The sequence below is a fragment of the Ligilactobacillus salivarius genome (assembly GCF_035231985.1).
GTDB classification, from domain to species: Bacteria; Bacillota; Bacilli; order Lactobacillales; family Lactobacillaceae; genus Ligilactobacillus; species Ligilactobacillus salivarius.
In genome coordinates, this window is sequence record NZ_CP117983.1 from 1 (window position 1) to 24,011 (window position 24,011).

Genomic DNA, 24,011 nt, shown 5'->3' on the forward strand with positions numbered 1-24,011 from the left:
GTGCTTAATTTAGATTTAGATTCACTTTGGCAATATATTATTGAATCTTTCAGTAAATCTTTAAATCCTGCTAGCTACAAGGCATGGTTTGGTCCAGCAGAACCAGTTCAATATATCGATCAAACACTAATTGTAAATGTTCCAACACCTTTACATAGGGATTATTGGACTCAAAAGCTTAATGGACAAATTTCAGATCTAATCCAAGAAGTATCTGGTGAAAAAATAACTGTTTTAGCTAAGCTACCTAGTGATCCTAATCCTCTAGAAAATTCAGAAAGTGTAACTACACCAAAAAAAGTTTCTGTTGCAGAAAATAATAATAGTTCTTCTTTTCTAAAAGAAACTCAACTTAACGATCGTTATACTTTTGATACTTTTGTTGTTGGTAAAGGTAATCAATTAGCACATGCAGCAGCACTAGCCGTTGCTGAAGAACCTGGCGTTTTTTACAACCCGCTCTTCTTCTACGGCGGTGTTGGTTTGGGAAAAACTCATTTAATGCACGCTATTGGACATCAAATGTTAGAAAATCGTCCTGATGCGAAAGTAAAATACGTTACTAGTGAATCCTTTGCCAATGATTTCATTAGTTCTATACAAACAAAGCGTCAAGAAGAATTCAGACGTGAATATCGAAGTGTCGATTTACTACTTGTAGATGACATTCAATTTTTTGCAGATAAAGTAGGTACACAAGAAGAATTTTTCCATACTTTCAACGCGCTATACGATGATAAAAAACAAATCGTTCTTTCATCAGATAGACTGCCTAATGAAATTCCAAAACTTCAACAAAGACTAGTTTCTCGCTTTAAATGGGGGCTATCCGTTGATATAACTCCTCCAGATTTTGAAACGAGAATCGCAATTTTAAGAAATAAGGCTGAGGCTGAACACGTTTCTATTCCAGATGACACTCTTAGTTATATAGCTGGTCAAATAGATTCAAATATTAGAGAACTTGAAGGTGCTTTAATGCGAGTAGAAGCTTTTTCTTCAATGACTCGCACTCCAATTTCTACTAGTCTAGCAGCTGAGGCTCTTAAAAACTTAAAAGTCAGTGGCAAATCCAGCAAACTAACTATTCCTATCATTCAAGATAAAGTAGCTAAGTATTATCATGTAACAATTGCTGATTTAAAGGGAAAGAAACGTGTTAAATCTATCGTTATTCCTCGCCAAATTGCTATGTACTTATCACGTGAACTAACAGATGCCTCACTTCCAAAAATTGGAAATGAATTTGGTGGTAAGGATCATACAACTGTTATTCATGCTCATGAGAAGATTGCTGAAGCTCTTCATACAGACACTACTCTCCAAAAGGAAGTAAATGAACTGCGAGCCGAGCTGCAAGATTAGTTTGTGGATTAATGTTAATAACCTACTAATTTTATCCACAGCAATTCCACAAGTGATTTTCTTATATTTCAGGGTTTTATATACTTATCCACAGTATGAACAGGCCCTACTATTACTACTACTTATATAAATAATATATAAATATATATTAGGAGGATTCATATATATGAAATTTTCAATTCAACGAGCATCATTTATCAAATATTTAAACGATGTTCAACGAGCAATATCATCTAAAACGACAATTGATATTTTGACAGGATTAAAAATGGATTTGTCAAAAGATGCATTAACTTTAACTGGTAGCAATTCAGATATATCCATTGAAACAATCATTTCAATTGCAGATGATAATGCTGCATTACAAATTGAACAAGAAGGTGCAGTTGTTTTACCTGCTCGTTTCTTTAGTGAAATTGTAAAGAAATTACCAGAACAAACAATGACAATTGAAATTAACGAAAGATTTCAAGCAACAATTACTTCTGGATCAGCAGAATTTACAATTAATGGGTTAAATGCTGAAGAATACCCTCATCTTCCAGAAATTGATTCAAAAGATCAATTAACTGTTCCCGGCGATATACTAAAACAAGTTATTAGTCAAACAGTTATTGCTGTTTCTAATCAAGAAAGTCGCCCTATTTTAACTGGTATTCATTTGGTAATAAAGAATGGAGAATTACTTGCAGTAGCAACTGACTCCCATCGTTTAAGTCAACGTATCATCAAATTGTCAGGTGCTGACGATGCGGTTTATGATGTTATTATTCCAGGAAAATCTTTAAGTGAATTATCTAAAATGATTTCTGATAGTGACGAAAACATTGAAATTCAGATCTCAGAAAATCAAGCATTATTCATTCTAGGCAATACTTCTTTCTACACTCGTTTACTAGAAGGAAAATATCCTGATACTGAAAGATTAATTCCAAAAGTTTCAGAAATTACAGTTGATTTTAATGCAGTAGAATTACTTCAATCAATTGAACGTGCTTCCCTTCTATCTCATGAAGGCCGCAATAATGTAGTTAAATTAGCAATTAATCCAAGTGCACAAAGTGTTGTTCTTTCAGGTAATACTCCTGAAGTCGGAAATGTTGAAGAAGAATTACATTTCAAAAATTTAGAAGGTTCAGAGTTAGAAATTTCATTTAATCCAGATTATATGAAAGACGCCCTACGTTCATTTGGTCAATCAGAAATTACAATTGCGTTTACACAACCATTACGTCCATTCACAATTGTACCAACAGAAGATAAAGATAATTTTGTTCAGTTGATTACACCTGTGAGAACATTCTAAAAAGATAAATTAGATTAATTTATTAAATAAGACTCTTATGCTTTTTATGTATAAAGAGTCTTATTTTTATATAAAAAATTAATATACTATACTATTGTGATTGATTGATCAATATCAGTGAAAAATGATATAACCGTTGAGGCTGTAAACTTGTGTAGATTTCACAAGTAAAACTAAAGGTGAATAAGTAACTTTGGTGTAGTGTTGCCGTTCTTTCAATTAATGCTCCTTGTAGTTTGGATATGCTAAAAAAGCAAATAAGAGTTATTTTGAGCCGTTTTAATATAGGGTAGGTAGGATAAGTCTAAATTGGTGTAAAAGTGCTATAAACGGTTAAAAAAGCCTTTAAAAATTGTCTTTTTATCAAAAAAAAGGTATAATTAGAAGGTATTTAAAAGAAAGTAGGGGATATTTTGACACAAAAAGTGAAGTTGAAGACAGACTATATAACTTTAGGTCAATTATTAAAGATTGTTGACATCATTAGTTCTGGTGGGCAAGCGAAATGGTTCTTACAAGAAAATGATGTTTTGATCAATGGTGAATTGGATAACCGTAGAGGTAGAAAGTTATATCCTAACGATTTAGTTGAAATTCCTGAATATGGAAAGTTTATGATGGAAGCTGACAAATAATGTATCTTGAAAAATTGGAACTTAAACATTTTCGAAATTATGAAGATGTTAATGTTGCTTTTTCTCCTCAAGTTAACGTTTTGATTGGGAAAAACGCTCAGGGAAAAACTAATTTATTGGAATCTATATATGTTTTAGCAATGGCACGTAGTCATAGAACGAGCAATGATAGGGAAATGGTAACTTTTAAAAAAGATGCCGCATTAATTAGAGGAGAAGTTCATCAACGTTTAGGTAACACGAAGTTAGAACTTTTGATAAGTCGTAAAGGTAAGAAAGCCAAAGTTAATTATTTGGAAAAAGCAAGATTGTCACAGTATATCGGGCAATTAAATGTTATTCTGTTTGCGCCGGAAGACCTAGCGCTAGTTAAGGGGGCTCCATCAGTTCGTCGAAGGTTCATAGATATGGAGTTTGGACAAATAGATGCTCTTTACTTACATGCCTTGACTGAATATCGGGCGGTTTTGCGCCAACGAAATAAGTATCTTAAAGAACTACAAACCAAAAAGGCAACGGATAAAGTATATTTAGAAATATTATCAGAGCAACTTTCAGAAAGTGGTTCGCAAATAATTTTTAAAAGATTAGAGTTTTTACAAGAATTAGAAAAATATGCTGATAAGTTACATAACCAAATCACACAGGGGAAGGAACATTTACAATTTCAGTATGAAAGTACATTGAAAGAATACCAAGGAAAGAGTGTGTTGGAATTAAAGCAATCCTTGATTGAACAGTATAAAACTATGATGGATAAAGAAATTTTTCAAGGGACAACATTGCTCGGCCCGCATAGAGATGATGTTCGTTTTATGTTGAATGACAAAAATGTTCAAGTGTATGGATCGCAAGGCCAGCAAAGAACAGCAGCGTTGTCTGTGAAATTAGCTGAAATAGATTTGATGAAAGAAAAAACAAATGAATATCCAATCCTGTTGTTAGATGATGTGTTGAGTGAGTTAGATGGTGCTCGACAAACTCATTTATTGAAAACTATTCAAAATAAAGTACAAACATTCCTGACTACACCAGGATTATCAGATGTTGCGCAACAATTAATTAATAAACCCAAAATCTTTAGAATAGATAACGGAAAAATTACAGAAGAAAATTCATTTACGATTGAGGAGGAATAGCGGTGACTGAAGAAGAAAGAAAAGAAAAACTTCAAGAAGAAAAGGCAAAAGAATATGATGCTAGCCAAATACAAGTTCTTGAAGGTTTAGAAGCTGTTCGTAAACGCCCAGGTATGTACATTGGTTCAACAAGTTCTCAAGGGCTACATCATTTAGTATGGGAAATTATTGATAATGGTATCGATGAAGCTTTAGCAGGATTTGCTGATGAAATTAATGTAACAGTTGAAGAAGACAATAGCATTACTGTAAAAGATAATGGTCGTGGTATTCCTGTTGATATTCAAAAGAAAACAGGTCGTCCTGCATTAGAAACAGTTTTTACGGTCTTACATGCCGGTGGTAAATTTGGCGGTGGAGGCTATAAAGTTTCTGGTGGTCTTCATGGTGTGGGTGCCTCAGTTGTAAATGCATTATCAACAAATCTAGATGTAAAAGTCATGCGAGAAGATGATGAAAACGTCTATGGTATGGACTTTAAATTAGGTAAAGTAGCTACCTCTATGACAGTTGTAGGAAAGTGTCCTCGCCATGAACATGGAACGATTGTCCATTTCAAGCCAGATCCAGATATTTTTACAGAAACTACAACCTATGACATCAATGTGTTAACTAAAAGAATTCGTGAATTAGCCTTTTTGAATAAGGGATTAAAGATAACAATTGATGATAAACGTCAAGAAGAACCAACGCATGAAGAATTTCACTATGCTGGTGGTATTAAGCATTATATTGAATTCTTGAATAAGGGTAAGGAAGTTATTTTCCCAGAACCTATTTATGTTGAAGGTGAACAAAATGGAATTACGGTGGAAGTAGCTTTACAATACACTAATGATTTCCATTCTAACTTGTTATCTTTCACCAACAATATTCATACCTATGAAGGTGGAACTCATGAATCTGGATTTAAAACTGCTTTAACAAGAGTAATTAATGATTATGGTCGTAAAAGTGGCTTGATTAAAGAAAATGATGCAAATCTTTCCGGGGAAGATGTACGTGAAGGCTTAACAGCTGTAGTATCAATTAAACATCCTAATCCACAATTTGAAGGACAAACAAAGACTAAGTTAGGAAATTCAGATGCTCGAAAGGTTACTGATAAATTATTTAGTGAAACTTTCAATAAATTTATGCTGGAAAATCCTACAGTTGCAAAGCAAATTGTAGAAAAAGGACTTTTAGCCGCTAAAGCTCGTATTGCTGCTAAGAGAGCACGTGAGGTAACACGTAAGAAGAATGGTTTAGAAATTTCTAATTTGCCAGGGAAATTAGCTGATAATACTTCAAAAGATCCTGAAATTTCAGAGTTATTTATTGTCGAAGGGGACTCTGCTGGTGGTTCTGCCAAGCAGGGACGTTCACGTTTAACACAAGCTATCTTGCCAATTAGAGGTAAGATTTTAAACGTTGAAAAAGCAACAATAGATAGAATTTTGGCTAATGAAGAAATTCGTTCGCTATTTACAGCTTTAGGAACAGGATTTGGAGAAGAATTTGATGTTTCTAAGGCAAACTATCATAAGTTAATCATCATGACTGATGCTGATGTCGATGGTGCTCACATCAGAACTTTGCTATTAACTTTGATATATCGTTTCATGAAACCTATGCTTGACGCAGGTTACGTATATATTGCACAACCACCTTTGTATCAAGTGCGTCAAGGTAAGATGATAAAATATATTGATTCTGACGAAGAATTGAATGATGTTTTAGGAAGTTTACCACCTAGTCCAAAGCCTGTTATTCAACGTTATAAAGGTTTGGGTGAAATGGATGCTGAACAGTTATGGGAAACTACAATGAATCCTGAAAATCGTCGATTATTGAGAGTAGAATTATCAGATGCAGAAGAAGCAAATGAAGTATTTGAAATGTTGATGGGAGATCATGTTGGACCTCGTCGTCAATTTATAGAGGATAATGCAACATTTGTTAATAACTTGGATGTTTAATTACATCGTGAGCAAAAGTGTTAGGAGGTAAGAAAATTGGTAGATTTACCAAATAGAATTAAAGACGTTGATTTATCTAAAGTTATGCGTACATCGTTTTTAGACTATGCGATGAGTGTTATTGTAGCTCGTGCTTTGCCTGACGTACGCGATGGTTTAAAACCAGTTCATCGTCGTATCTTGTATGGAATGAATGAATTAGGGGTTACTCCTGATAAGCCATATAAGAAATCCGCACGTATTGTTGGTGATGTAATGGGTAAATTTCATCCACATGGTGACTCTGCGATTTATGAATCGATGGTACGTATGGCACAAGATTTCAGTTATCGTTATATGTTAGTAGATGGTCATGGTAACTTTGGTTCTGTCGATGGTGATGGTGCTGCTGCGATGCGTTATACAGAAGCTAGAATGTCAAAGATTACTCTAGAAATGCTCCGTGATATCAATAAAGATACAATTGATTTCCAACCAAACTACGATGGAACTGAAAGAGAACCTGTTGTTTTACCAGCACGTTTTCCTAATTTGCTAGTTAATGGGGCTACAGGTATTGCTGTAGGTATGACGACAAATATCCCGCCTCACAATTTGGGAGAAGTTATTTCCGGAATTCATATGTTAATGAAAAATCCTGATGTAACTACAGCTGATTTGATGGAGGCAATCCCTGGACCAGATTTCCCTACTGGCGCAATTGTAATGGGAAAATCTGGTATCAGAAAAGCATACGAAACAGGTAAGGGTACTGTTACTTTACGTGCCAAAGTTGAAATTGATGAGCAAGCTAATGGAAAACAACAAATTGTTGTACACGAGTTGCCATACATGGTAAATAAAGCTCGATTAATTGAACGTATTGCAGAATTAGCACGTGAAAAGAAAATCGAAGGCATTACTGATGTTAAAGATGAATCAGATCGTGAAGGTATGCGTGTAACGATTGATGTTCGTAGAGATGTTAGTGCTTCAGTTGTATTAAATAATTTGTATAAATTAACATTAATGCAAACTACTTTTGGTTTTAACATGTTGGCCATTGTTAATGGAACACCAAAGATTCTTAGCTTGAAGCAAATTCTACAATACTACTTGAAACACCAAGAAGAAGTAATTCGTCGTAGAACTGAGTTTGAATTAAAGAAAGCTAAAGCAAGAGCTCATATTTTAGAAGGATTACGTATAGCTTTAGATCATATTGATGCCATCATTAATATCATTCGTGGTTCTCAAAGCCCAGATGTAGCTAAAGATAGATTGATGAATGAATATCAATTAAGTGATAAACAAGCTCAAGCTATCTTAGATATGCGTTTAGTACGTTTGACAGGACTTGAAAGAGACAAAGTTGAAAACGAATATTCGAAGACAATGGCAGCAATTGCAGACTATGAAGATATTCTAGCTAAGCCTGAAAGAATCGATAAGATCATTTATGAAGAACTACTAGAAATTCAAGAAAAATTTGGTGATGAAAGACGCACTGAATTGATGGTTGGTGAGGTTTTAAGTATTGAAGATGAAGATCTAATCGAAGAAGAAAATGTAGTAGTTACATTAACACATAATGGCTATATTAAACGTCTACCAACTAGTGATTTTAAAGCACAAAATCGTGGTGGTAGAGGTATTCAAGGTATGGGAGTTCATGATGATGACTTCATTGAACATTTATTGACGACCTCAACTCATGATGAATTGCTATTCTTTACAAATGTTGGAAAAGTATACCGGATGAAGGCATATGAAATTCCAGAATATGGTAGAACTGCTAAAGGAATTCCGGTAATTAATTTATTGGATATCTCTGCAGATGAAAAAATTCAAACAGTGATAAATATTCCTGCAGATAAAGTTCAAACTGACAAGGAAATGTATCTATTCTTTATCACACGTCAAGGAACGGTAAAAAGAACTTCGGTCAGTGAATTTGGAAATATCCGTAAAAATGGTTTGAAGGCTATAACTTTACGTGATGGTGATGAATTAATAAATGTCCTAGCTACCGATGATTCTAAGAACATAATCATCGGTACTCATCAAGGTTATGCTGTATCTTTCGATGAAAAAGATATCAGATCAATGGGTCGTTCTGCCGCTGGTGTTAGAGGTATCCGTCTTCGTGATAACGACTATGTTATAGGTTCTGCAATTCTTGAACCTGAAAGTAAAGTCTTCGTTATTTCTGAAAATGGCTACGGTAAGCAAACTGCTGCTAGTGAGTATCCAATTAAAGGCCGTGGTGGAAAAGGTATAAAGACAACAAATGTCACTGAAAAGAATGGACCGTTGGCAGGACTAACAACTGTAAATGGTGATGAAGATATCATGGTTATTACTGATAAAGGTGTCATGATACGCTTTAAGATTAGCGATGTATCTGAAACAGGACGAGCAACATTAGGTGTAAGATTAATTAATTTAGGTGCTGATTCTATTGTATCGACAATGACAAAAGTTGAGCCAGAAGACGAAAACGAAAATAGTGAAGAAACAACTCAAGAAGTAAGCACTGAAATTAGTGATGATACAAAAGATAGCGATGTTGCTAGATTATTAGATGCTGCTCAAAAAGATGGTGAATAGAATTTTTTAAGATTGGGAAAATATCCCAATCTTTTTTTTGAAAAGATTTTTATTTTACGTATGTTAATTATTAGTAGGGTAAATCAGGAAAACTCTTGCTAAACGATTAAAATCATGATATAATTTTAATTCGTGAATGTATATCATTCAAATTAATCCTTGTTCTCTGTTCAAAGGAGAACAGAGAACCATAAGTCCATAAGGAGGTGCAAATAGACATGACAAATTACGAAATTACTTACATCATCAGCCCAGCTATCGATGAAGCAGCAAAGACTGCTTTAGTAGAACGTTTTGATAACATTTTGAAGAACGACGGTGCTGAAATCGTAGACTCAAAAGACTGGTCTAAGCGTCGTTTTGCATACGAAATTGGTGGTTTCAGTGAAGGTATTTACCACATTGTAAACATCAAGGCTGAAAATGCAGATGCAATCAACGAATTTGACCGTCTTGCAAAGATTAATGATGGCATTTTACGTCATATGATCGTTAAACGTGAAGACTAATAAATTTAAAAGAGATATAAAAAATTAAGGAGGAGTTACTGTGATTAATAGAGCTATTCTAGTAGGTCGTTTAACAAGAGATCCTGATTTACGTTACACGGCTTCTGGAGCTGCGGTTGCTACATTTACTGTTGCTGTAAATCGTCAATTTACTAACCAACAAGGTGAACGTGAAGCTGATTTTATTAACTGTGTAATGTGGCGTAAACCAGCAGAAAATTTTGCCAACTTTACTCATAAGGGTTCATTGGTTGGGATTGACGGACGAATTCAAACTCGTTCTTATGAAAACCAACAAGGAACAAGAGTATATGTTACAGAAGTTGTAGCTGAGAATTTCTCATTGTTGGAATCACGTGCCGAAGCAGATCGTTATCGTGAACAACATGGAATGACACAAAATAATTACGGAAATAATGCTCCTTCGCAAAATCAAGCATCACAGTTTGATAGCAATCCATTTGGTGATTCTCAACAAAATAATAGTTTTGGTGGAAATACACCATCAAATAATGGAGCAGATAATAGTGCTGATCCATTTGCTGATAATGGACAATCTATTGATATTTCTGATGATGACTTGCCATTCTAGTAAGCGTGAGGAGGGAATAACATGGCTCAACAACGTAGAGGCGGACGTCGTCGCCGTAAGGTAGACTACATCGCAGCAAATCACATTGAATACATCGACTACAAGGATACAGATTTATTACGTCGTTTCATTTCTGAACGTGGAAAGATCTTACCTCGTCGAGTAACAGGTACAAGTGCTAAGAACCAACGTAAGTTAACAGTTGCTATTAAGCGTGCTCGTATCATGGGCTTATTGCCATTTGTTGCTGAAGATTAATAGTTAAAGTAAGACACTTAACAATGTTTATACATTGTTAAGTGTCTTTTTTAATCGTATATCTTGATTAATCCCTGAGTACCATCATTGCCTAATTTAAATTCATCAACCATTGTTTGATAAAGTTCTTCAGCTTTTTCTGTCGCAGGAAGACTGATACCCATGTTTTTAGCAGAATCTAGAGCAATACGTAAATCTTTGAGAAAATGCTTAGCAAAAAATCCAGGAGTATAGTCAGATGCTAAGATTCTAGGTCCGTAATTATTTAGACTCCAGTTGGCTGCTGATCCAGCTCCTACTGTAGTAAGAATAGAATCTAAGTCTAGTCCAGCTTTTTTAGCATAGACGAGCATTTCAGTTAATCCAGTCATTGTTCCAGCAATCATAATCTGATTTGCCATTTTAGCATGTTGTCCAGAACCAGCTGGGCCAAATAAGTGATAACTCTGAGAAATAACTTCAAAAACATCTGTAAGCTTATCGAATGATTCTTTATCTCCTCCAACCATAACAGTCAGAGTACCATTTTTTGCTCCAACATCACCGCCAGATACAGGAGCATCTAAAACAAAGAGATTTCTTTTTTGACCCTCTTGATAAATCTTTTGAGCAAGAGAAGGACGACTAGTAGTCATATCAACTAGGATAGATTGTGGTTTAGCTCCTGCGAAAACTCCAGTTTCAGAATTAAAGTATACGTCTTCAACATCTGATGGGAATCCAACCATTGTAAAGATAATATCACTTTGTTGAGCTACTTCTTTGGGTGAGTCAGCCCAACTAGCACCTAAAGAAACTAAATTATCAGTTTTAGATTTAGTTCGATTATATACAACCATTTCATAGCCGGCTTTTAACAAATTAACGGAAATAGCATTTCCCATAACACCAGTGCCAATAAAACCTATTTTCATATAAGGTACCTTCTTTCTATAACGCTACCTTAATTTTAACACTAATAAATTTTGCAAAAAGAAATAATGCTTATGGAAGAAATAAGAGAGTAATGTTAGAATTTAACATGATCTAATTTTTAATAGTGAATAGAATAGGTGAATTATTTGGAAAAATTATTGAGTATTGTAGTTCCGTGTTACAATTCGCAAGATTATATAGATCGGTGTGTGGAGTCGTTATTTCCCGGAAATGATAGAGTTGAAATTTTATTAATAGACGATGGTTCGACAGATAGGACAGCTGAGATTATAGATAAATATGAACGTACATATCCCAAGCAAGTAAAGGCTGTTCATCAAGAAAATGGAGGACATGGGCAAGCAGTAAACACTGGAATGTATTTAGCAAAGGGAAAGTATGTAAAAGTTGTTGATAGTGATGATTGGCTAGATTTAAATTCATATCAAAAAGTTCTGAATTTCCTAGAGAGTTTGGAAGAATCAAATGAAGAAATTGATATGTTAATTTGTAATTATATTTACGATAAAGTGGAGTTAGGACATAAAAAGGTAATTAAGTATCGATGGTTACCAAAAAATAAAAGTTTCACGTGGAACAAAGTACATTTACTGTATGGAGAATATTTTTTGATGCATGCGGTTATATATAGAACTAGTCTAGTAACCAAAGAAGCTAAATTAAAATTACCAAAGTATAAATTCTATGTAGATAACCTTTATGTATTTGAGCCATTGCCTTATGTTAAAAAGATGTACTATTTAGATGTTGATTTGTATCACTATTTTATTGGAAGAGAAGATCAATCAGTTAATGAAAAAGTGATGCTCAAACGAATAGACCAACAATTGTATGTTAATAAAAGAATGATAAAATTTTATGCTGAGAATATAGATGTTAATTCTGACGTAGGAAAATACATGAAGAGATATTTAGAAATTATTACGACTATTTCGTCGATACTTTTGATTCGTGGAAATACAAAAGAATACTTGGATTTAAAAGATGATTTATGGAATTATTTAAAAGAATATGACGATGTATACAGGATTTTACGAAGAAGACTATTTGGGATAGGTGTTAATCTTCCGGGAAAATTTGGTAGGAAATTAGCTACAGATGTTTATAAAGTAGCTCAAAGACTATATGGCTTTAATTGATTATATAAATGATTGAACAGATTATAAGTTCAATCATTTTTTAATACTTTGTAAACCAAGTGTAAAATAACTAAGTGAAATATTTCAGTTGATTAACGATTAATTGAAAAAGCTACATATTATTGGCATATTTAGTACAATGAATACTGGATAGTTTTTAAAGTAAGAACATATATAGAAATAAACAGAGGGGACAAATAATTTTGAGAATAACACAAAGACTAGTTATGGCAAGTGCAGTGTTAGCTTCAATTGGTGTTACTGGAATGATGCAAAATAAGCACATTTCTAAGACTGCGATGACAGAACATAAGAATGTTCAGAAAGCTACTGTGAAACACTCTACATTTTTTTCAAAAGTAAGTGCAGATACAATTAATCAAACGGCAATTAAAGGAATAAGCAATAGTAGTTCACCATTTCCAAATGTTAGTGTAAATGATTTACAAATTTCTTCAGGAATGGGCTGGCGTAGTATAGATGGTGTTCAATATCACCAAGGTTGGGATTTGCCGGCAGTACAAGGTACTCCAGTTTTAGCTACTAATAGCGGTGTCGTTAGTTATACAGGCTTTCTTCCAGATCAAGGTAATGTAGTTATCGTATATTTCCAAGAATCTAATACAGCTGTATATTTCCAACATCTAGCATCTATTACAGTATCTAAAGGGCAACAAGTAACAAGCGGACAACAAGTAGGTACTGTTGGAGGAACCGGTGCTTCTCCAGATTATAATAGTTATGCTCCTCATTTACATATTGGAGCTTTTAAGAATGCTTCAAACTACATTAATAATGCATATCCAATGCCATCATTACCAACTAATTCTGAAACTGCAGCAACAACTGATTTTATTTCACCAGCTGAGATGTTTGGTATTGATGATAATCAAAATAATTGGATTGATGAACAAACTAATATGTATGGTTCTAATAGTGAACAACCTGCATCGATTTCAGATGGCAACAACTTTGTAACAGTTGGACAAGCGTTACAACAAATACAGTAAGAAGATTCAAATATCTCTTAGTTATTAGATAAATTACTAATAACTGAAGTGCAACAAAAAAGTTAGACAAAAATAAAATATTTTTAAGCAGCTAAGACATGGGTTCGGTAATCAACCGGACTCATGTTTTTTGTTTTATTGGAAATTCGGTCATTATTGTACCAATTGACATACTTGTTAAAGAAATGTGTGAACTGAGAAATACTCTTACATTTCTTTATTTCAAGCTGTGATTCAACTTTAAAAAGATGGAAAAAGCTTTCCATTGGGGCATTATCTAGGCAGTTTCCCTTGCGGGACATACTTTGAATTAAACCTAACGAATCAATCTTTTCACGGTAATATTCTAATTGGTAGTGCCATCCTTGGTCAGAATGGATAATTGGACTAAAGTTATTAGGGAGGTTATCCTCAAGCTGGTTTAATGTATCCATAATCAACAATTTATTTGGACTTTGGCTAACAGAAGCGGCTAAAACTTCCTTGGTAGCTTGATCTAAAATGACTGACATGTAAGCCCAGGTCGAATCACCTAGACGTACCTGTGAAACATCCGTATGAAGAACGGTAAAAGGAGATGTAGCATCAAATGTTTGGTTTAACAAGTTATCAGCTACCTTACCAACTGTACCTTTATAAGAAGAATAGTGATTATTTTTACGACGATTATACATAGCTGGTTGTACACCTAATTCGTTCATTAGGCGACGTAAAGTGGCTTCAGCCATGTGATATCCAGCTTTTTCAAGAAGTGGCATTATACGGCGATAGCCGTATGTGTAAGAACCTCTCCACTTACCTTTTTCCGCTATTTCCTTGATTACCACCTTAACATCAGCATACTTATCATTTTTATTGATGATACGTTTGCGTTCATCGTAATAGGTTGGTCGCTTCAAGTCAATCGTTTTTAGAAGCTCACCAATCCCATATCGTTCCTTTTTGGGCAAGTTTTGTTGGTCCACCCTGATCTGATCCACAATTATTGTTTTCTCCTTGGCTTTGAGGGTCCGAACAGGGTCAACGATTTTTTTAAGATATCACGCTCCATTTTGACTTGACGTAATTCACTCTTTAGTGCCGCAATTTCATCACTTTCCTTTTTTAAGATTTTGCGTGCATCCTTCTTTGTCATTTTTGACATCTTACTTGGCCTACCTTTCTTCTTGGGTTTCAAGGCCTCAGATCCACCTTCCATAAACAACTTCAACCAGATAGATATCTGTGAACACAAAAGATTATGGGAAGCTGCCACTTTGGACATTGAAACATCATTATTTAGGTAGTAGTTTATCACACGAAGTTTAAAATCAACAGTAAATTTACGTTTGAAATGTCGTAATTTCAACCCTTCGGGTCCTTTTAAATTGTATACAGTCCACCATTTTTTTAAGGTATCCTTTGGTAAAGAATACTTATTTTCTATCCATCGTTGTGAACAGCCAGTATCTAGGTATTCCTGAATAAGATCTAATTTGAATTTTTGAGTATATTTAGTCATACGAAAAAAGCACCTCACAATCACTAGACTTTGTCTAACAATTGTAAGGCACTTCATAACCAAGGGATATTTTTAATATTCTAAAGAAAAAAATAAGATATTTTCCTAGTGAGTTCCTTTCTTGTATAATTACTGGGATAAGTGCTATAATTCAATTATTACTGTGTACGTACATGTATGCGTATGTAATATTAATATGAAATAAGTTACTAGAATTATTCTAGGACAAATTATAGAAGGTAAGGGGAACAAATATGTGTGGATTTGTCGGTTATGTTAACCAAACAGATGTCCAAGATGATGTAATTGAAAAGATGGCTAATCGAATTCGTCATCGTGGACCTGATGATGAAGCTTTCTTTAGAGATAATAATATTTCCATGGGATTTCGTCGTTTATCAATTATTGACTTAGCTCATGGTAAACAACCTATGTATAACCAAGACCAAACCAAAGTATTAACCTTTAATGGTGAAATTTATAACTACAAAGAAATTAGAAAAGAACTTAAAGAATTAGGATATAATTTTAGAACAGAAGTTGACTCAGAAGTTTTGATTCATGGCTATGATGCTTGGGGTCCAGAATTACTTCAAAAGACTCGAGGTATGTATGCTTTCGCAATCTATAACCAAAAAGAAAACGAAGTATTTTTAGCTCGTGATCATTTTGGAATTAAACCATTATACTACTATGATGATGGTGAAACATTCTTATGGGCTTCTGAAATCAAAGCCTTCTTAGATCATCCAAACTTCAAGAAGGAATTCAACAAGGAACTATTACCTATTCATTTGAGTTTCGAATTTATTCCTTCCAAGGAAACAATGTTTAAACATGTTTATAAAGTTATGCCAGGTCAATATGTAATTCATAAGAATGGCAAGACTGAGGTACATCAATATTATAAATTTAATTATGATAAGATTGATAACTCACAAACAGTAGAAAGCGATGCTAGTCAAATTCGTAAATTAGTACGTGAATCTGTTGATGCACATATGATTGCGGACGTTGAAGTAGGTAGTTTCTTATCTAGTGGTGTTGACTCAAGTTATGTATTTAATGAAGCAACAAAAATTAAGAAGCAACACATTCAATCGTTTACATTAGGATATGATCGTTCTAAATATAGTGAAATTGACTGGGCGCATGATTTTGCTGAAGGAATTGGTCAAAAGAATACACCAATCAAGATTGATGCAGATGATTATTTTGGTATTTTACCAACAATCATGTATTACATGGATGAACCATTATCTAATCCATCTGCTATGCAATTATATTTCTTATCAAAAGGTACACGTGAACACGTTAAGGTTGCTTTATCTGGTGAAGGTGCAGATGAATTCTTTGGTGGATATAATACATACCTTGAAGCTGGTCCATTCGAACGTTATCAAAAATGGGTACCAGGCTTTGTACGTAAAGGTTTAGCTAAAGCAGTTGAAAACCTACCTCGTTTCCATGGTCAACGTTTCTTAGTTCGTGGTGCACAACCATTGAGTGAACGTTACTACCGTGTAAACTATGTTTATAACTACCATGAACGTGAAAAAATCTTAAAAGATAAGAGTTTAAATGTTGATACAGGTGCATATACAAAGCACATCTTTGATGAAGTAAAAGATAAAGATGAAATGACACAAATGCAATACTTTGATATCAACACTTGGTTACCATTTGATATCTTACAAAAGGCTGATCGCATGAGTATGGCAAACTCACTTGAAGTTCGTACACCATTAGTTGACCGTGAAGTTGCTAAATTTGCAGCTACAATGCCAATTAAGACTCGTATTCAAGGTGATACAACTAAGATTTCTTTACGTAAAGCAGCACAAGCAGAATTGCCTGAAAAAGTTGCTAATAAGGAAAAATTAGGTTTCCCATCTCCAGTTGCTCAATGGATGAAAGAACCTAAATATAAGAAAATGATCGAAGATGCTTTCACATCTGATGTTGCCAAGAAATTCTTTGATACTGATGCATTACTTGAAATCTTCAAAGAACATTTGAATGGTAAATCAAGTATGCAAAAGATTTTTACAATCTATACATTTATTTTGTGGTATCAAGTATACTTCCCTGAAGACTGTGAACATGACATTAGGGATCAAATTCGTTTTAACAATGTTAAAGCACATGCAAATGAACAAAATTTTGCAGAAGCTTAAAATATAAGATATTGTAGTCGTGAGAGAGTTCTCACGGCTATTTTTGTTGACTGATTAAAAAAGGCCTTATTAAGATAGCAGAGAAAGGAAGTGAGTATTTTGCCTAAAAATCGTATGGAGGCATTTAGTGATGGGGTTTTAGCAATTATAATTACAAATTATGGTATTAGAGTTGCATATGCCTGATGGTGCAACATTCGATGCGATTAAATCAATTATTCCAACTTTTATTGCATATATACTTAGTTATCTTTATGTAGGTATCTATTGGAATAACCATCATCATTTAGTATCAACCCTATCAAAAGTATCAGGAAAAATACTATGGTTTAATTTGCACTGGTTATTTTGGATGTCGTTATTGCCTATGGCAACAAAATGGTTAGGAGCATATCCATTTAGGACTGCTCCAATCTTTGTTTATGGATTTATTTTATTCATGTGTGCTATTTCTTACTATTTACTACAAATTGAGGTTTTGAAACAGCATAAAAAACATTCTAAACTTAAACAAATATTTGGTAGAGACTTAAAAGGAAAAATATCAATCATACTATATTTAACTATTACAATTTGTGCTCTATTCTTACCAATTTTAAGTTACGTTTTACTATTTGTTCCTACTTTACTATGGGTTATTCCAGATAGAAGGATCGAAAAATTCTATAATCCATAAATTGATGGTCTAATAAAATAGAAAAACTATTATATAAAATAATAATTGAAGATTTAATTATTGTGAACAACATGATATAATATCAACCTGTAATAACGATCATTAGAGGGGTGATTATTTGTGTTAAAAGAATTTAAAGAATTCATATCTCGTGGTAATGTAATGGACTTAGCAGTTGGGGTAATCATCGGTGGTGCTTTTACAGCTATTGTTAATTCTTTAGTTAAGTATATTATTAATCCTTTCTTAGGTTTATTTGTCGGAGCAATTGATTTTTCTGATTTAGTATTTAAAATTGGCAATGCGACATTTAGAGTTGGTAGTTTCTTAAATGCGGTAATTAACTTCTTGATTATTGCTTTTGTTGTATTCTTAATGGTAAAAGGTATCAACAAAGTGTTACGTCAAGACAAGAAGGAAGAAGCTCCAGCACCTAAAGATCCTCAATTGGAAGTATTAGAAGAAATTAGAGATTCTTTAAAGAAAATTGATAAATAATAAGTTTAAATAAAAGAAATCCTATGGAATTGGAATTAACCCAATTTCATAGGATTTTTTTAGTACTCGGAAGCTCCAGAAACTGCATCTGGGATGATTTGATCTTGTTCTTTTTTCTTTTGGTCATAATTTTCCGGTAAGGTTGATGGTGTTGTAATTACATCAAAAACATTTTGCATCGCGGAGTTAAAATCATCGCGAGATTCCCCTAGTTCACGCTTTAGGAAATAACTAAATGGACGTAAAGTAGTTGCTTGATATTTTTCGATAAAACTAGCTACTTTCTGTGGATCTTGGTAACTAGGATCCAAATACATATGCTCAGTAGTAAATGGCATCTCTCGAGTAAATTTAACGTCAATTACAATTGGCTTGGAACTTTCTTTACCAGCAGCAATTGCTTCTTTAAAGTCGTCTAAAGTGTAGACTGTATACCCAATTGCACCCATTCCTTTGGCGATTGTTGCCCAATCAGTATCAGGAAGATCGACTCCAAAAACAGGTTGTTGAGTGTCATCAATTTGCTCAGCCTCGATATAGCCAAGGGTCTTATTGTTAAAAATAATGTTGATAATATTCAAATTGTACTTTACCTGTGTAATGATTTCCTCCATTAGCATAGCAAAACCACCATCGCCATTAAGACTATATACGTCACGATCTGGATAAAGTATTTTAGCTGCGATGGCCGCAGGAACACCATACCCCATAGTTGCGAATTGGCCTGAGGTAGTCCATTTTTGTTGATCATGTAAGTTCATAAGTCTAGCAAAGTTAATATTTACATTACCAACATCAAGAGTGAAGATTGCTTGATCACTAGCTTCTTGATTCAAAACTTCGAAAACAGGTTCAGGTCTAAGTGGGATATCTTCACTGTGTTTAAATCTATTTAACCATGCTAGCCAATTTTCTTTGTTAGCTAAAGCAGCTTTGTAGAATGGTGTTTCAGGTAATTCTTCACCTTGTTTAAGTAAGGCTTGCAATGTTTTTTTAGAATCAGCAAGAATTGGAACAGTAACTTGATGTCGTTTACCTAATTTTTCACTATCAATATCAATTTGAATGACTTTAGCCTTAGGATTAAAAAGGAAGATACTGAAAGGCACATCGTTACCAATCCAGAGAATTAAATCAGTATTAAATCCTAATTCTACTCCGGTTTTTGGAGCAACACGGCCAGTTGATCCCATATAAGTAGGATAGGTATCTTCAATAATTCCCTTAGCAAGAACAGAAGATACTAGAGGAAGTTTAAATTTAGCAGAAATTTCTTTCAATTCCTTAGCAGCATGTTTAGCCCCAATACCGAAGTAAACCATAGGTGCTTTAGCTGCTTTTATCAGTTCTAAAGCGTCGGTAATGGATTGAGGATTGGGTTCAGGGTAAATTGGTTCAACGTGGTTAGCAGCATTGGAAACAAAAGTATCAGGAATCATTTTCCATCCTAGGTCTTTAGGTAAAATTAGGGTGGCGACTCCACGATACTTATAAGCTTGACGGATACCTTCATCAACAAGTTTAGGAATACTTTCAGCAGTCATAGCTGTTCTATTCCAACAAGCAACATTATCAAACCAAGGACCTTCATTGTAAGCTTGGAAAAAATCTATATTCATTTTGGTTGTAGGGACCTGTGCGATAATAGCGAATATTGGAACATGGTCAGCTTTTGCATCATGCAAGCCATTAAGAAGATGAATAGCTCCTGGACCAGCAGAACCTAAAACAACTCCAATTTTACCAGTAAGTTTAGCACTAGCAGAGGCAGCAAGTGCACCGGCTTCTTCATGCCGAACTTGAATAAATTTAATTTTATCTTGTTGATTATGTAAAGCATTCATAGTAGAGTCAAGTGAGCCACCAGGATGACCATAAATATGAGTAACTCCCCATTCATGCAAAACTTTTAACATGGCATCAGCGCCACTGATTTTATTAGGCATAAAAATTTACCTCTCTAAAAGTGATTTTACTTAAAGTTTAGGGAAAAAATAAGGTAAAGTCTAATAAAAAGCATATTAATTTTAGCAACAGAATAATATAAAAAACGGATAAAAATATCTAAATTAAGGTCCTTTTTACGGGAAAATAGACAAAATTTCACTATAAGTGTAATTTTTATATAAGAAGCCTTTATTTTTTACTTTTTCTCTGGTAAAATGTACTCTGGAAGTCATAGTTGTTAGCAATCTTTGGTAAAACTTTCACTCAAACACTCAAACTACTATCAATCGATGTTAATCCCCCCTATGTCTTCCATGAATGAACGCTTTTACTTATTTTCAAACTATCACTTAGACAAAAAAGCAAGAACATTCATCTTATGCTCCAGAAATTAGCTCAATTTCTGGAGTTTTTAGTATAGAATTTAGTTACTTTTTTCACTAAATTGAAATCGGTTACTTATTTGATATAATTAAATTGATAGGGTTAAATTAAGTTTGATTTGAGGTGTACAATATGGAATTTAAAGTTAGTGAAGAAGCTGGACGTAAATTAATTGAAGAAATGCGCCTTGAAAAAGGTGATAGAATAAAAATATTTACTAAAATATATGGTGGCATCCCAACAGTTTTTCCAAGTTATTATTTGGGAATTATGTTGGATAATGATGAGACAGCAGGTGTTGAGGTTACTATAGATGGTGTCTCTTTTTATTTGATGCCATCAGATACATGGTTAATTGATGACTATGATTTACATGTGGTTCTAGTCGATGATGAAGTAGAATATAGATTCACACAACCAGGTGAAACTGATGCAGTTAGTGGAGCATCTAAAAAGAAAGAAGATTAGTTTGGAAAACCAAGCTAATCTTTTTTAAGTTAGTTAATTAATGTATAAAAGTATCAAACAAATATTTCCTTTTTAGCAAAAACGTGAAATAATAGATATTTGAGACAAGTTTAAAAAGTTAGAAGGTGTAGGAGCTGATGGCATTAGAAATAACCCCAGCTTTATCTTTATTGGATGAACACCACCTCTTAAAAGAAGTGGTTAACGAACAAAAATTGACTTTTGAAAATGTAACTTATGATTCAAGAAAAGTGTCAGATAATACTTTGTTTTTCTGTAAAGGTAATTTTAAACCTAGTTACTTAACTTCAGCTTTGGAAAAAGGTGCAACAGCCTATGTTTCTGAACAAAAGTATGCTGAAGGAATGGATGCGACAGGTATTATTGTAACTAACGTACAAAAAGCGATGGCACTATTAGGTGCAGCATTCTATGGTTTTCCTCAAAATGAGTTATTTATTATTGCTTATACAGGAACAAAAGGAAAGACTACTTCAGCTTATTTTGCGGAGCATATTCTAGCAAAAGCAACAGATAAAAAAGTAGCTCTTTTTTCAACTATTGATAGAGTGTTGGGAAATGAACCTGATCAAAGATTTAAATCAGATTTAACAACTCCAGAATCACTTGATTTATTCCATGATATGAGAGCTGCAGTTAATAATGGCATGACTCATTTGGTAATGGAAGTTTCATCACAGGCATACAAGAAGAATCGTGTGTATGGACTTACATTTGATGTGGGGATATTCTTAAATATCTCACCAGATCATATTGGTAGAAATGAACATCCAACATTTGATGATTATCTTCATTGTAAGGAACAACTCTTAGTAAATTCTAAGCGTTGTGTGATTAATGGAGAAACAGCTTATTTGAGAGATGTTTACTATACTGCAAAAGCAACAACAGAACCAGAAGATATATATGTTTTTGCACGCAAGGGTGCTCAAATTTCTGACAATATTCCAGTAGATATTGAATATCAAAATGATTTTGAAAATTTGCATAAAAGTGTAATTGAGGTTAAGGGACTTAGTGATAAAGTTCAAACCTTACATGTTGATGGAAAGTATGAATTAAGTGTGCCAGGCGATTATAACGAAGGAAATGCTACTAGTGCGATTATCGCTACTTTACTTGCAGGTGCTAAAGGTGAAGATGCACGCAAGACACTTGATAGAGTACATATTCCTGGTAGAATGGAAATTATTAAAACAAAAAATAATGGTACAATCTATGTTGATTATGCTCATAATTATGCTAGTTTAAAAGCTTTATTTGCCTTTTTAAAACAACAAACTCATGCCGGTCGAGTAATTGCTGTTTTGGGTTCTCCTGGAGATAAGGGTATTTCTCGTCGTCCAGGTTTCGGAAAAGCAATTAGTGAAGAAGTGGATCATGTGATTTTGACAACGGATGATCCAGGCTTTGAAGATCCAATGAAGATTGCTCAAGAAATTGATAGTTATATCAACCATGATAATGTAAAAGTAGAGTTTGAACTAGACAGAGAAATGGCAATTGAGAAAGCCATTAAAATGAGTACTAATAACGATATAGTAGTATTAGCGGGTAAAGGAGAAGATCCTTATCAAAAGATAAAGGGTGTCGATGTACCTTATCCATCAGATGTTAATGTAGCAAAGAAAATTGTGGAGGAATTATAATGAGTGCACCAGCATTTACACCAATTTTATTAGGTAGCGATTTTAATGTTTACGGAATGGCACGTTCTTTTTATGAACTATACCATAAACCAGTTAAGGCATTTGCAGAAATAGAATTGGCACCAACAAGATTTACAAAAATTGTTGACTTAGAATTAATAGATGGTTTTTCTGAAGATCCAGTTTGGATTAATGAAATGCGTAAGATAAAGAAACGTTACGCTGATCATGAAGAACCAGTAATCTTAATTGGTTGTGGTGATGGCTATGCAGAATTGATTGCTAAGCATAAGGATGAATTGTCAGATGTATTTATTTGTCCTTACGTTGACTATGATTTATTGAAGCATTTAAATAATAAGGAACGTTTCTATGAAATGTGTGACAAGTATGACTTACCATATCCAAAAACAAAAATCATCACCAAAGCTGATCATGACAGTGGAGACAAGATTGAACAACCATTCCAATATCCGGTAGCATTGAAACCAGCTAATAGTGTTGAATGGCTTGACGTTCATTTTGAAGGTCGTAAAAAAGCCTTTAGAATTAAGGATCGAGAAGAATTTGATTATGTTTTGAAACAAGCATATGCAAATGGCTATAAGTCTGACTTCATTTTACAAGACTTTATTCCTGGCGATGATAGTCATATGCGCGTATTAAATGCCTATGTAGATAAAGATCATAAAGTTAAGATGATGTGTATGGGACATCCTTTACTAGAAGATCCAGCACCATCAGCAATCGGAAACTATGTTGCAATATTGCCAGACTTTAATCAAGATATCTATAATCGTATCAAGAATTTCTTAGAGGCTATTAACTATACTGGTTATGCTAACTTTGATATGAAGTACGACACAAGAGATAACACATATAAGTTATTTGAAATTAATCTTCGTCAAGGAAGAAGTAGTTTCTTTGTAACTTTAGATGGTTACAATTTAGCTGATTGGGTTGTTAAAGACTACGTTAAAGATAGCTTAAAGGGTCAAGAAACGGTCTATGGAAATAAAGATGAAGAACAACACGCTTTATGGTTAGGTGTGCCTGCGAAAGTATTTAAGAAATATGCCAAGGATAATGAAGATAAGCAAAAAGCTTTGGAATTAATTAAAGCTGGTCGTTACGGAACAACTTTCGAATATTCTAAAGATATGAATATTAGACGTTGGCTATTAATTAAGTGGATGAATCATAACTATGTGAAGAACTTCAATCGTTATTTCAAAGAAAATAAAGGGTGAT

The 24,011-nt window shown here is 33.8% G+C and carries 21 protein-coding genes; 17 read left to right on the top strand and 4 right to left on the bottom strand.

Annotation, left to right across the window (positions count from 1 at the left end):
- From dnaA to rpsR, 9 genes are all read left to right on the top strand, one after another.
- Positions 1–1,365, top strand: coding sequence for a chromosomal replication initiator protein DnaA (dnaA, locus tag PTA89_RS00005; RefSeq protein WP_098183839.1), 1,365 nt, complete (start codon positions 1–3; stop codon positions 1,363–1,365).
- Positions 1,366–1,531: 166 nt separating this feature from the next.
- Entirely contained in the window at positions 1,532–2,671 is a 1,140-nt protein-coding gene (dnaN, locus tag PTA89_RS00010) for a DNA polymerase III subunit beta (RefSeq protein ID WP_003701413.1), read from the top strand.
- A 413-nt stretch (positions 2,672–3,084) separates the two neighbouring features.
- Positions 3,085–3,306 (top strand): S4 domain-containing protein YaaA, encoded by a 222-nt coding sequence (gene yaaA, locus PTA89_RS00015; protein WP_003703397.1) that lies wholly within the window; start codon positions 3,085–3,087, stop codon positions 3,304–3,306.
- Positions 3,306–4,445: a DNA replication/repair protein RecF gene (gene recF, locus PTA89_RS00020; RefSeq protein ID WP_160993980.1), complete on the top strand. Its 1,140-nt coding sequence runs from the start codon at positions 3,306–3,308 to the stop codon at positions 4,443–4,445. The genes yaaA and recF overlap by 1 nt, the downstream gene beginning before the upstream one ends.
- 2 nt (positions 4,446–4,447) lie before the next feature.
- Entirely contained in the window at positions 4,448–6,406 is a 1,959-nt protein-coding gene (gene gyrB, locus PTA89_RS00025) for a DNA topoisomerase (ATP-hydrolyzing) subunit B (RefSeq protein WP_003703395.1), read from the top strand.
- A 36-nt stretch (positions 6,407–6,442) separates the two neighbouring features.
- Positions 6,443–8,995, top strand: coding sequence for a DNA gyrase subunit A (gene gyrA / locus PTA89_RS00030; RefSeq protein WP_160993981.1), 2,553 nt, complete (start codon positions 6,443–6,445; stop codon positions 8,993–8,995).
- Between the two features lie 212 nt (positions 8,996–9,207).
- Positions 9,208–9,504, top strand: coding sequence for a 30S ribosomal protein S6 (rpsF, locus tag PTA89_RS00035; RefSeq protein ID WP_269148675.1), 297 nt, complete (start codon positions 9,208–9,210; stop codon positions 9,502–9,504).
- Positions 9,505–9,544: 40 nt separating this feature from the next.
- Positions 9,545–10,096, top strand: coding sequence for a single-stranded DNA-binding protein (ssb, locus tag PTA89_RS00040; RefSeq protein ID WP_003708930.1), 552 nt, complete (start codon positions 9,545–9,547; stop codon positions 10,094–10,096).
- A 21-nt stretch (positions 10,097–10,117) separates the two neighbouring features.
- The gene (gene rpsR / locus PTA89_RS00045; protein WP_003701427.1) at positions 10,118–10,354 is read left to right on the top strand and encodes a 30S ribosomal protein S18; all 237 of its coding nucleotides are present in this window, start codon (positions 10,118–10,120) and stop codon (positions 10,352–10,354) included.
- Positions 10,355–10,404: 50 nt separating this feature from the next.
- Here the strand turns inward: rpsR and PTA89_RS00050 are convergent, their stop codons facing one another.
- Positions 10,405–11,268 carry an NAD(P)-dependent oxidoreductase gene (locus tag PTA89_RS00050; protein WP_268857751.1) on the bottom strand — a complete coding sequence of 288 codons (864 nt, stop codon included), beginning with the start codon at positions 11,266–11,268 and terminating at the stop codon, positions 10,405–10,407.
- Positions 11,269–11,415: 147 nt separating this feature from the next.
- On the opposite strand from PTA89_RS00050, the gene PTA89_RS00055 reads away from it, so the two are divergent.
- Both PTA89_RS00055 and PTA89_RS00060 read left to right on the top strand, forming a co-directional pair.
- The gene (locus PTA89_RS00055; RefSeq protein WP_160993983.1) at positions 11,416–12,429 is read left to right on the top strand and encodes a glycosyltransferase family 2 protein; all 1,014 of its coding nucleotides are present in this window, start codon (positions 11,416–11,418) and stop codon (positions 12,427–12,429) included.
- A 227-nt stretch (positions 12,430–12,656) separates the two neighbouring features.
- Complete coding sequence (locus PTA89_RS00060) at positions 12,657–13,439, top strand: M23 family metallopeptidase (RefSeq protein WP_081558931.1); 783 nt, start codon at positions 12,657–12,659, stop codon at positions 13,437–13,439.
- A gap of 83 nt (positions 13,440–13,522) precedes the next feature.
- Here the strand turns inward: PTA89_RS00060 and PTA89_RS00065 are convergent, their stop codons facing one another.
- Both PTA89_RS00065 and PTA89_RS00070 read right to left on the bottom strand, forming a co-directional pair.
- On the bottom strand, positions 13,523–14,419 hold the full coding sequence (locus PTA89_RS00065; protein ID WP_081538457.1) for an IS3 family transposase: 897 nt from the start codon (positions 14,417–14,419) through the stop codon (positions 13,523–13,525).
- Between the two features lie 2 nt (positions 14,420–14,421).
- Entirely contained in the window at positions 14,422–14,940 is a 519-nt protein-coding gene (locus tag PTA89_RS00070; protein WP_047036129.1) for a helix-turn-helix domain-containing protein, read from the bottom strand.
- Between the two features lie 254 nt (positions 14,941–15,194).
- Between PTA89_RS00070 and asnB the strand changes: the two genes are divergently transcribed.
- The 3 genes from asnB (at position 15,195) to mscL (ending at position 18,291) form a co-directional block, all read left to right on the top strand.
- Positions 15,195–17,117 (top strand): asparagine synthase (glutamine-hydrolyzing), encoded by a 1,923-nt coding sequence (gene asnB, locus PTA89_RS00075; protein WP_134354567.1) that lies wholly within the window; start codon positions 15,195–15,197, stop codon positions 17,115–17,117.
- Positions 17,118–17,277: 160 nt separating this feature from the next.
- Complete coding sequence (locus tag PTA89_RS00080; RefSeq protein ID WP_324177222.1) at positions 17,278–17,793, top strand: TMEM175 family protein; 516 nt, start codon at positions 17,278–17,280, stop codon at positions 17,791–17,793.
- Positions 17,794–17,913: 120 nt separating this feature from the next.
- Positions 17,914–18,291 carry a large-conductance mechanosensitive channel protein MscL gene (mscL, locus tag PTA89_RS00085; RefSeq protein ID WP_081533334.1) on the top strand — a complete coding sequence of 126 codons (378 nt, stop codon included), beginning with the start codon at positions 17,914–17,916 and terminating at the stop codon, positions 18,289–18,291.
- A gap of 59 nt (positions 18,292–18,350) precedes the next feature.
- Here the strand turns inward: mscL and spxB are convergent, their stop codons facing one another.
- A complete protein-coding gene (gene spxB, locus PTA89_RS00090; RefSeq protein ID WP_081508901.1) occupies positions 18,351–20,237 on the bottom strand; it encodes a pyruvate oxidase in 1,887 nt (628 codons plus the stop codon).
- 517 nt (positions 20,238–20,754) lie between these two features.
- Here spxB and PTA89_RS00095 point away from each other — a divergent pair.
- The 3 genes from PTA89_RS00095 (at position 20,755) to PTA89_RS00105 (ending at position 24,010) form a co-directional block, all read left to right on the top strand.
- The gene (locus tag PTA89_RS00095; protein WP_003705646.1) at positions 20,755–21,090 is read left to right on the top strand and encodes a hypothetical protein; all 336 of its coding nucleotides are present in this window, start codon (positions 20,755–20,757) and stop codon (positions 21,088–21,090) included.
- A gap of 137 nt (positions 21,091–21,227) precedes the next feature.
- Entirely contained in the window at positions 21,228–22,760 is a 1,533-nt protein-coding gene (locus PTA89_RS00100; protein ID WP_324177223.1) for a UDP-N-acetylmuramoyl-L-alanyl-D-glutamate--2,6-diaminopimelate ligase, read from the top strand.
- A complete protein-coding gene (locus tag PTA89_RS00105; RefSeq protein WP_003708939.1) occupies positions 22,760–24,010 on the top strand; it encodes a carboxylate--amine ligase in 1,251 nt (416 codons plus the stop codon). Before PTA89_RS00100 ends, PTA89_RS00105 begins: the two co-directional genes overlap by 1 nt.
- Position 24,011: the final 1 nt, after the last annotated feature.

Excerpts from the sequence above, each read along its gene's own strand:
- PTA89_RS00100 (WP_324177223.1), top strand. The coding sequence starts at position 21,228 with ATGGCATTAGAAATAACCCCAGCTTTATCTTTATTGGATGAACACCAC.
- PTA89_RS00070 (WP_047036129.1), bottom strand. The coding sequence starts at position 14,940 with ATGACTAAATATACTCAAAAATTCAAATTAGATCTTATTCAGGAATAC.
- PTA89_RS00105 (WP_003708939.1), top strand. The coding sequence starts at position 22,760 with ATGAGTGCACCAGCATTTACACCAATTTTATTAGGTAGCGATTTTAAT.
- recF (WP_160993980.1), top strand. The coding sequence starts at position 3,306 with ATGTATCTTGAAAAATTGGAACTTAAACATTTTCGAAATTATGAAGAT.
- asnB (WP_134354567.1), top strand. The coding sequence starts at position 15,195 with ATGTGTGGATTTGTCGGTTATGTTAACCAAACAGATGTCCAAGATGAT.
- dnaN (WP_003701413.1), top strand. The coding sequence starts at position 1,532 with ATGAAATTTTCAATTCAACGAGCATCATTTATCAAATATTTAAACGAT.
- PTA89_RS00060 (WP_081558931.1), top strand. The coding sequence starts at position 12,657 with ATGGCAAGTGCAGTGTTAGCTTCAATTGGTGTTACTGGAATGATGCAA.
- PTA89_RS00050 (WP_268857751.1), bottom strand. The coding sequence starts at position 11,268 with ATGAAAATAGGTTTTATTGGCACTGGTGTTATGGGAAATGCTATTTCC.
- rpsR (WP_003701427.1), top strand. The coding sequence starts at position 10,118 with ATGGCTCAACAACGTAGAGGCGGACGTCGTCGCCGTAAGGTAGACTAC.
- PTA89_RS00095 (WP_003705646.1), top strand. The coding sequence starts at position 20,755 with ATGGAATTTAAAGTTAGTGAAGAAGCTGGACGTAAATTAATTGAAGAA.
- spxB (WP_081508901.1), bottom strand. The coding sequence starts at position 20,237 with ATGCCTAATAAAATCAGTGGCGCTGATGCCATGTTAAAAGTTTTGCAT.
- PTA89_RS00080 (WP_324177222.1), top strand. The coding sequence starts at position 17,278 with ATGGTATTAGAGTTGCATATGCCTGATGGTGCAACATTCGATGCGATT.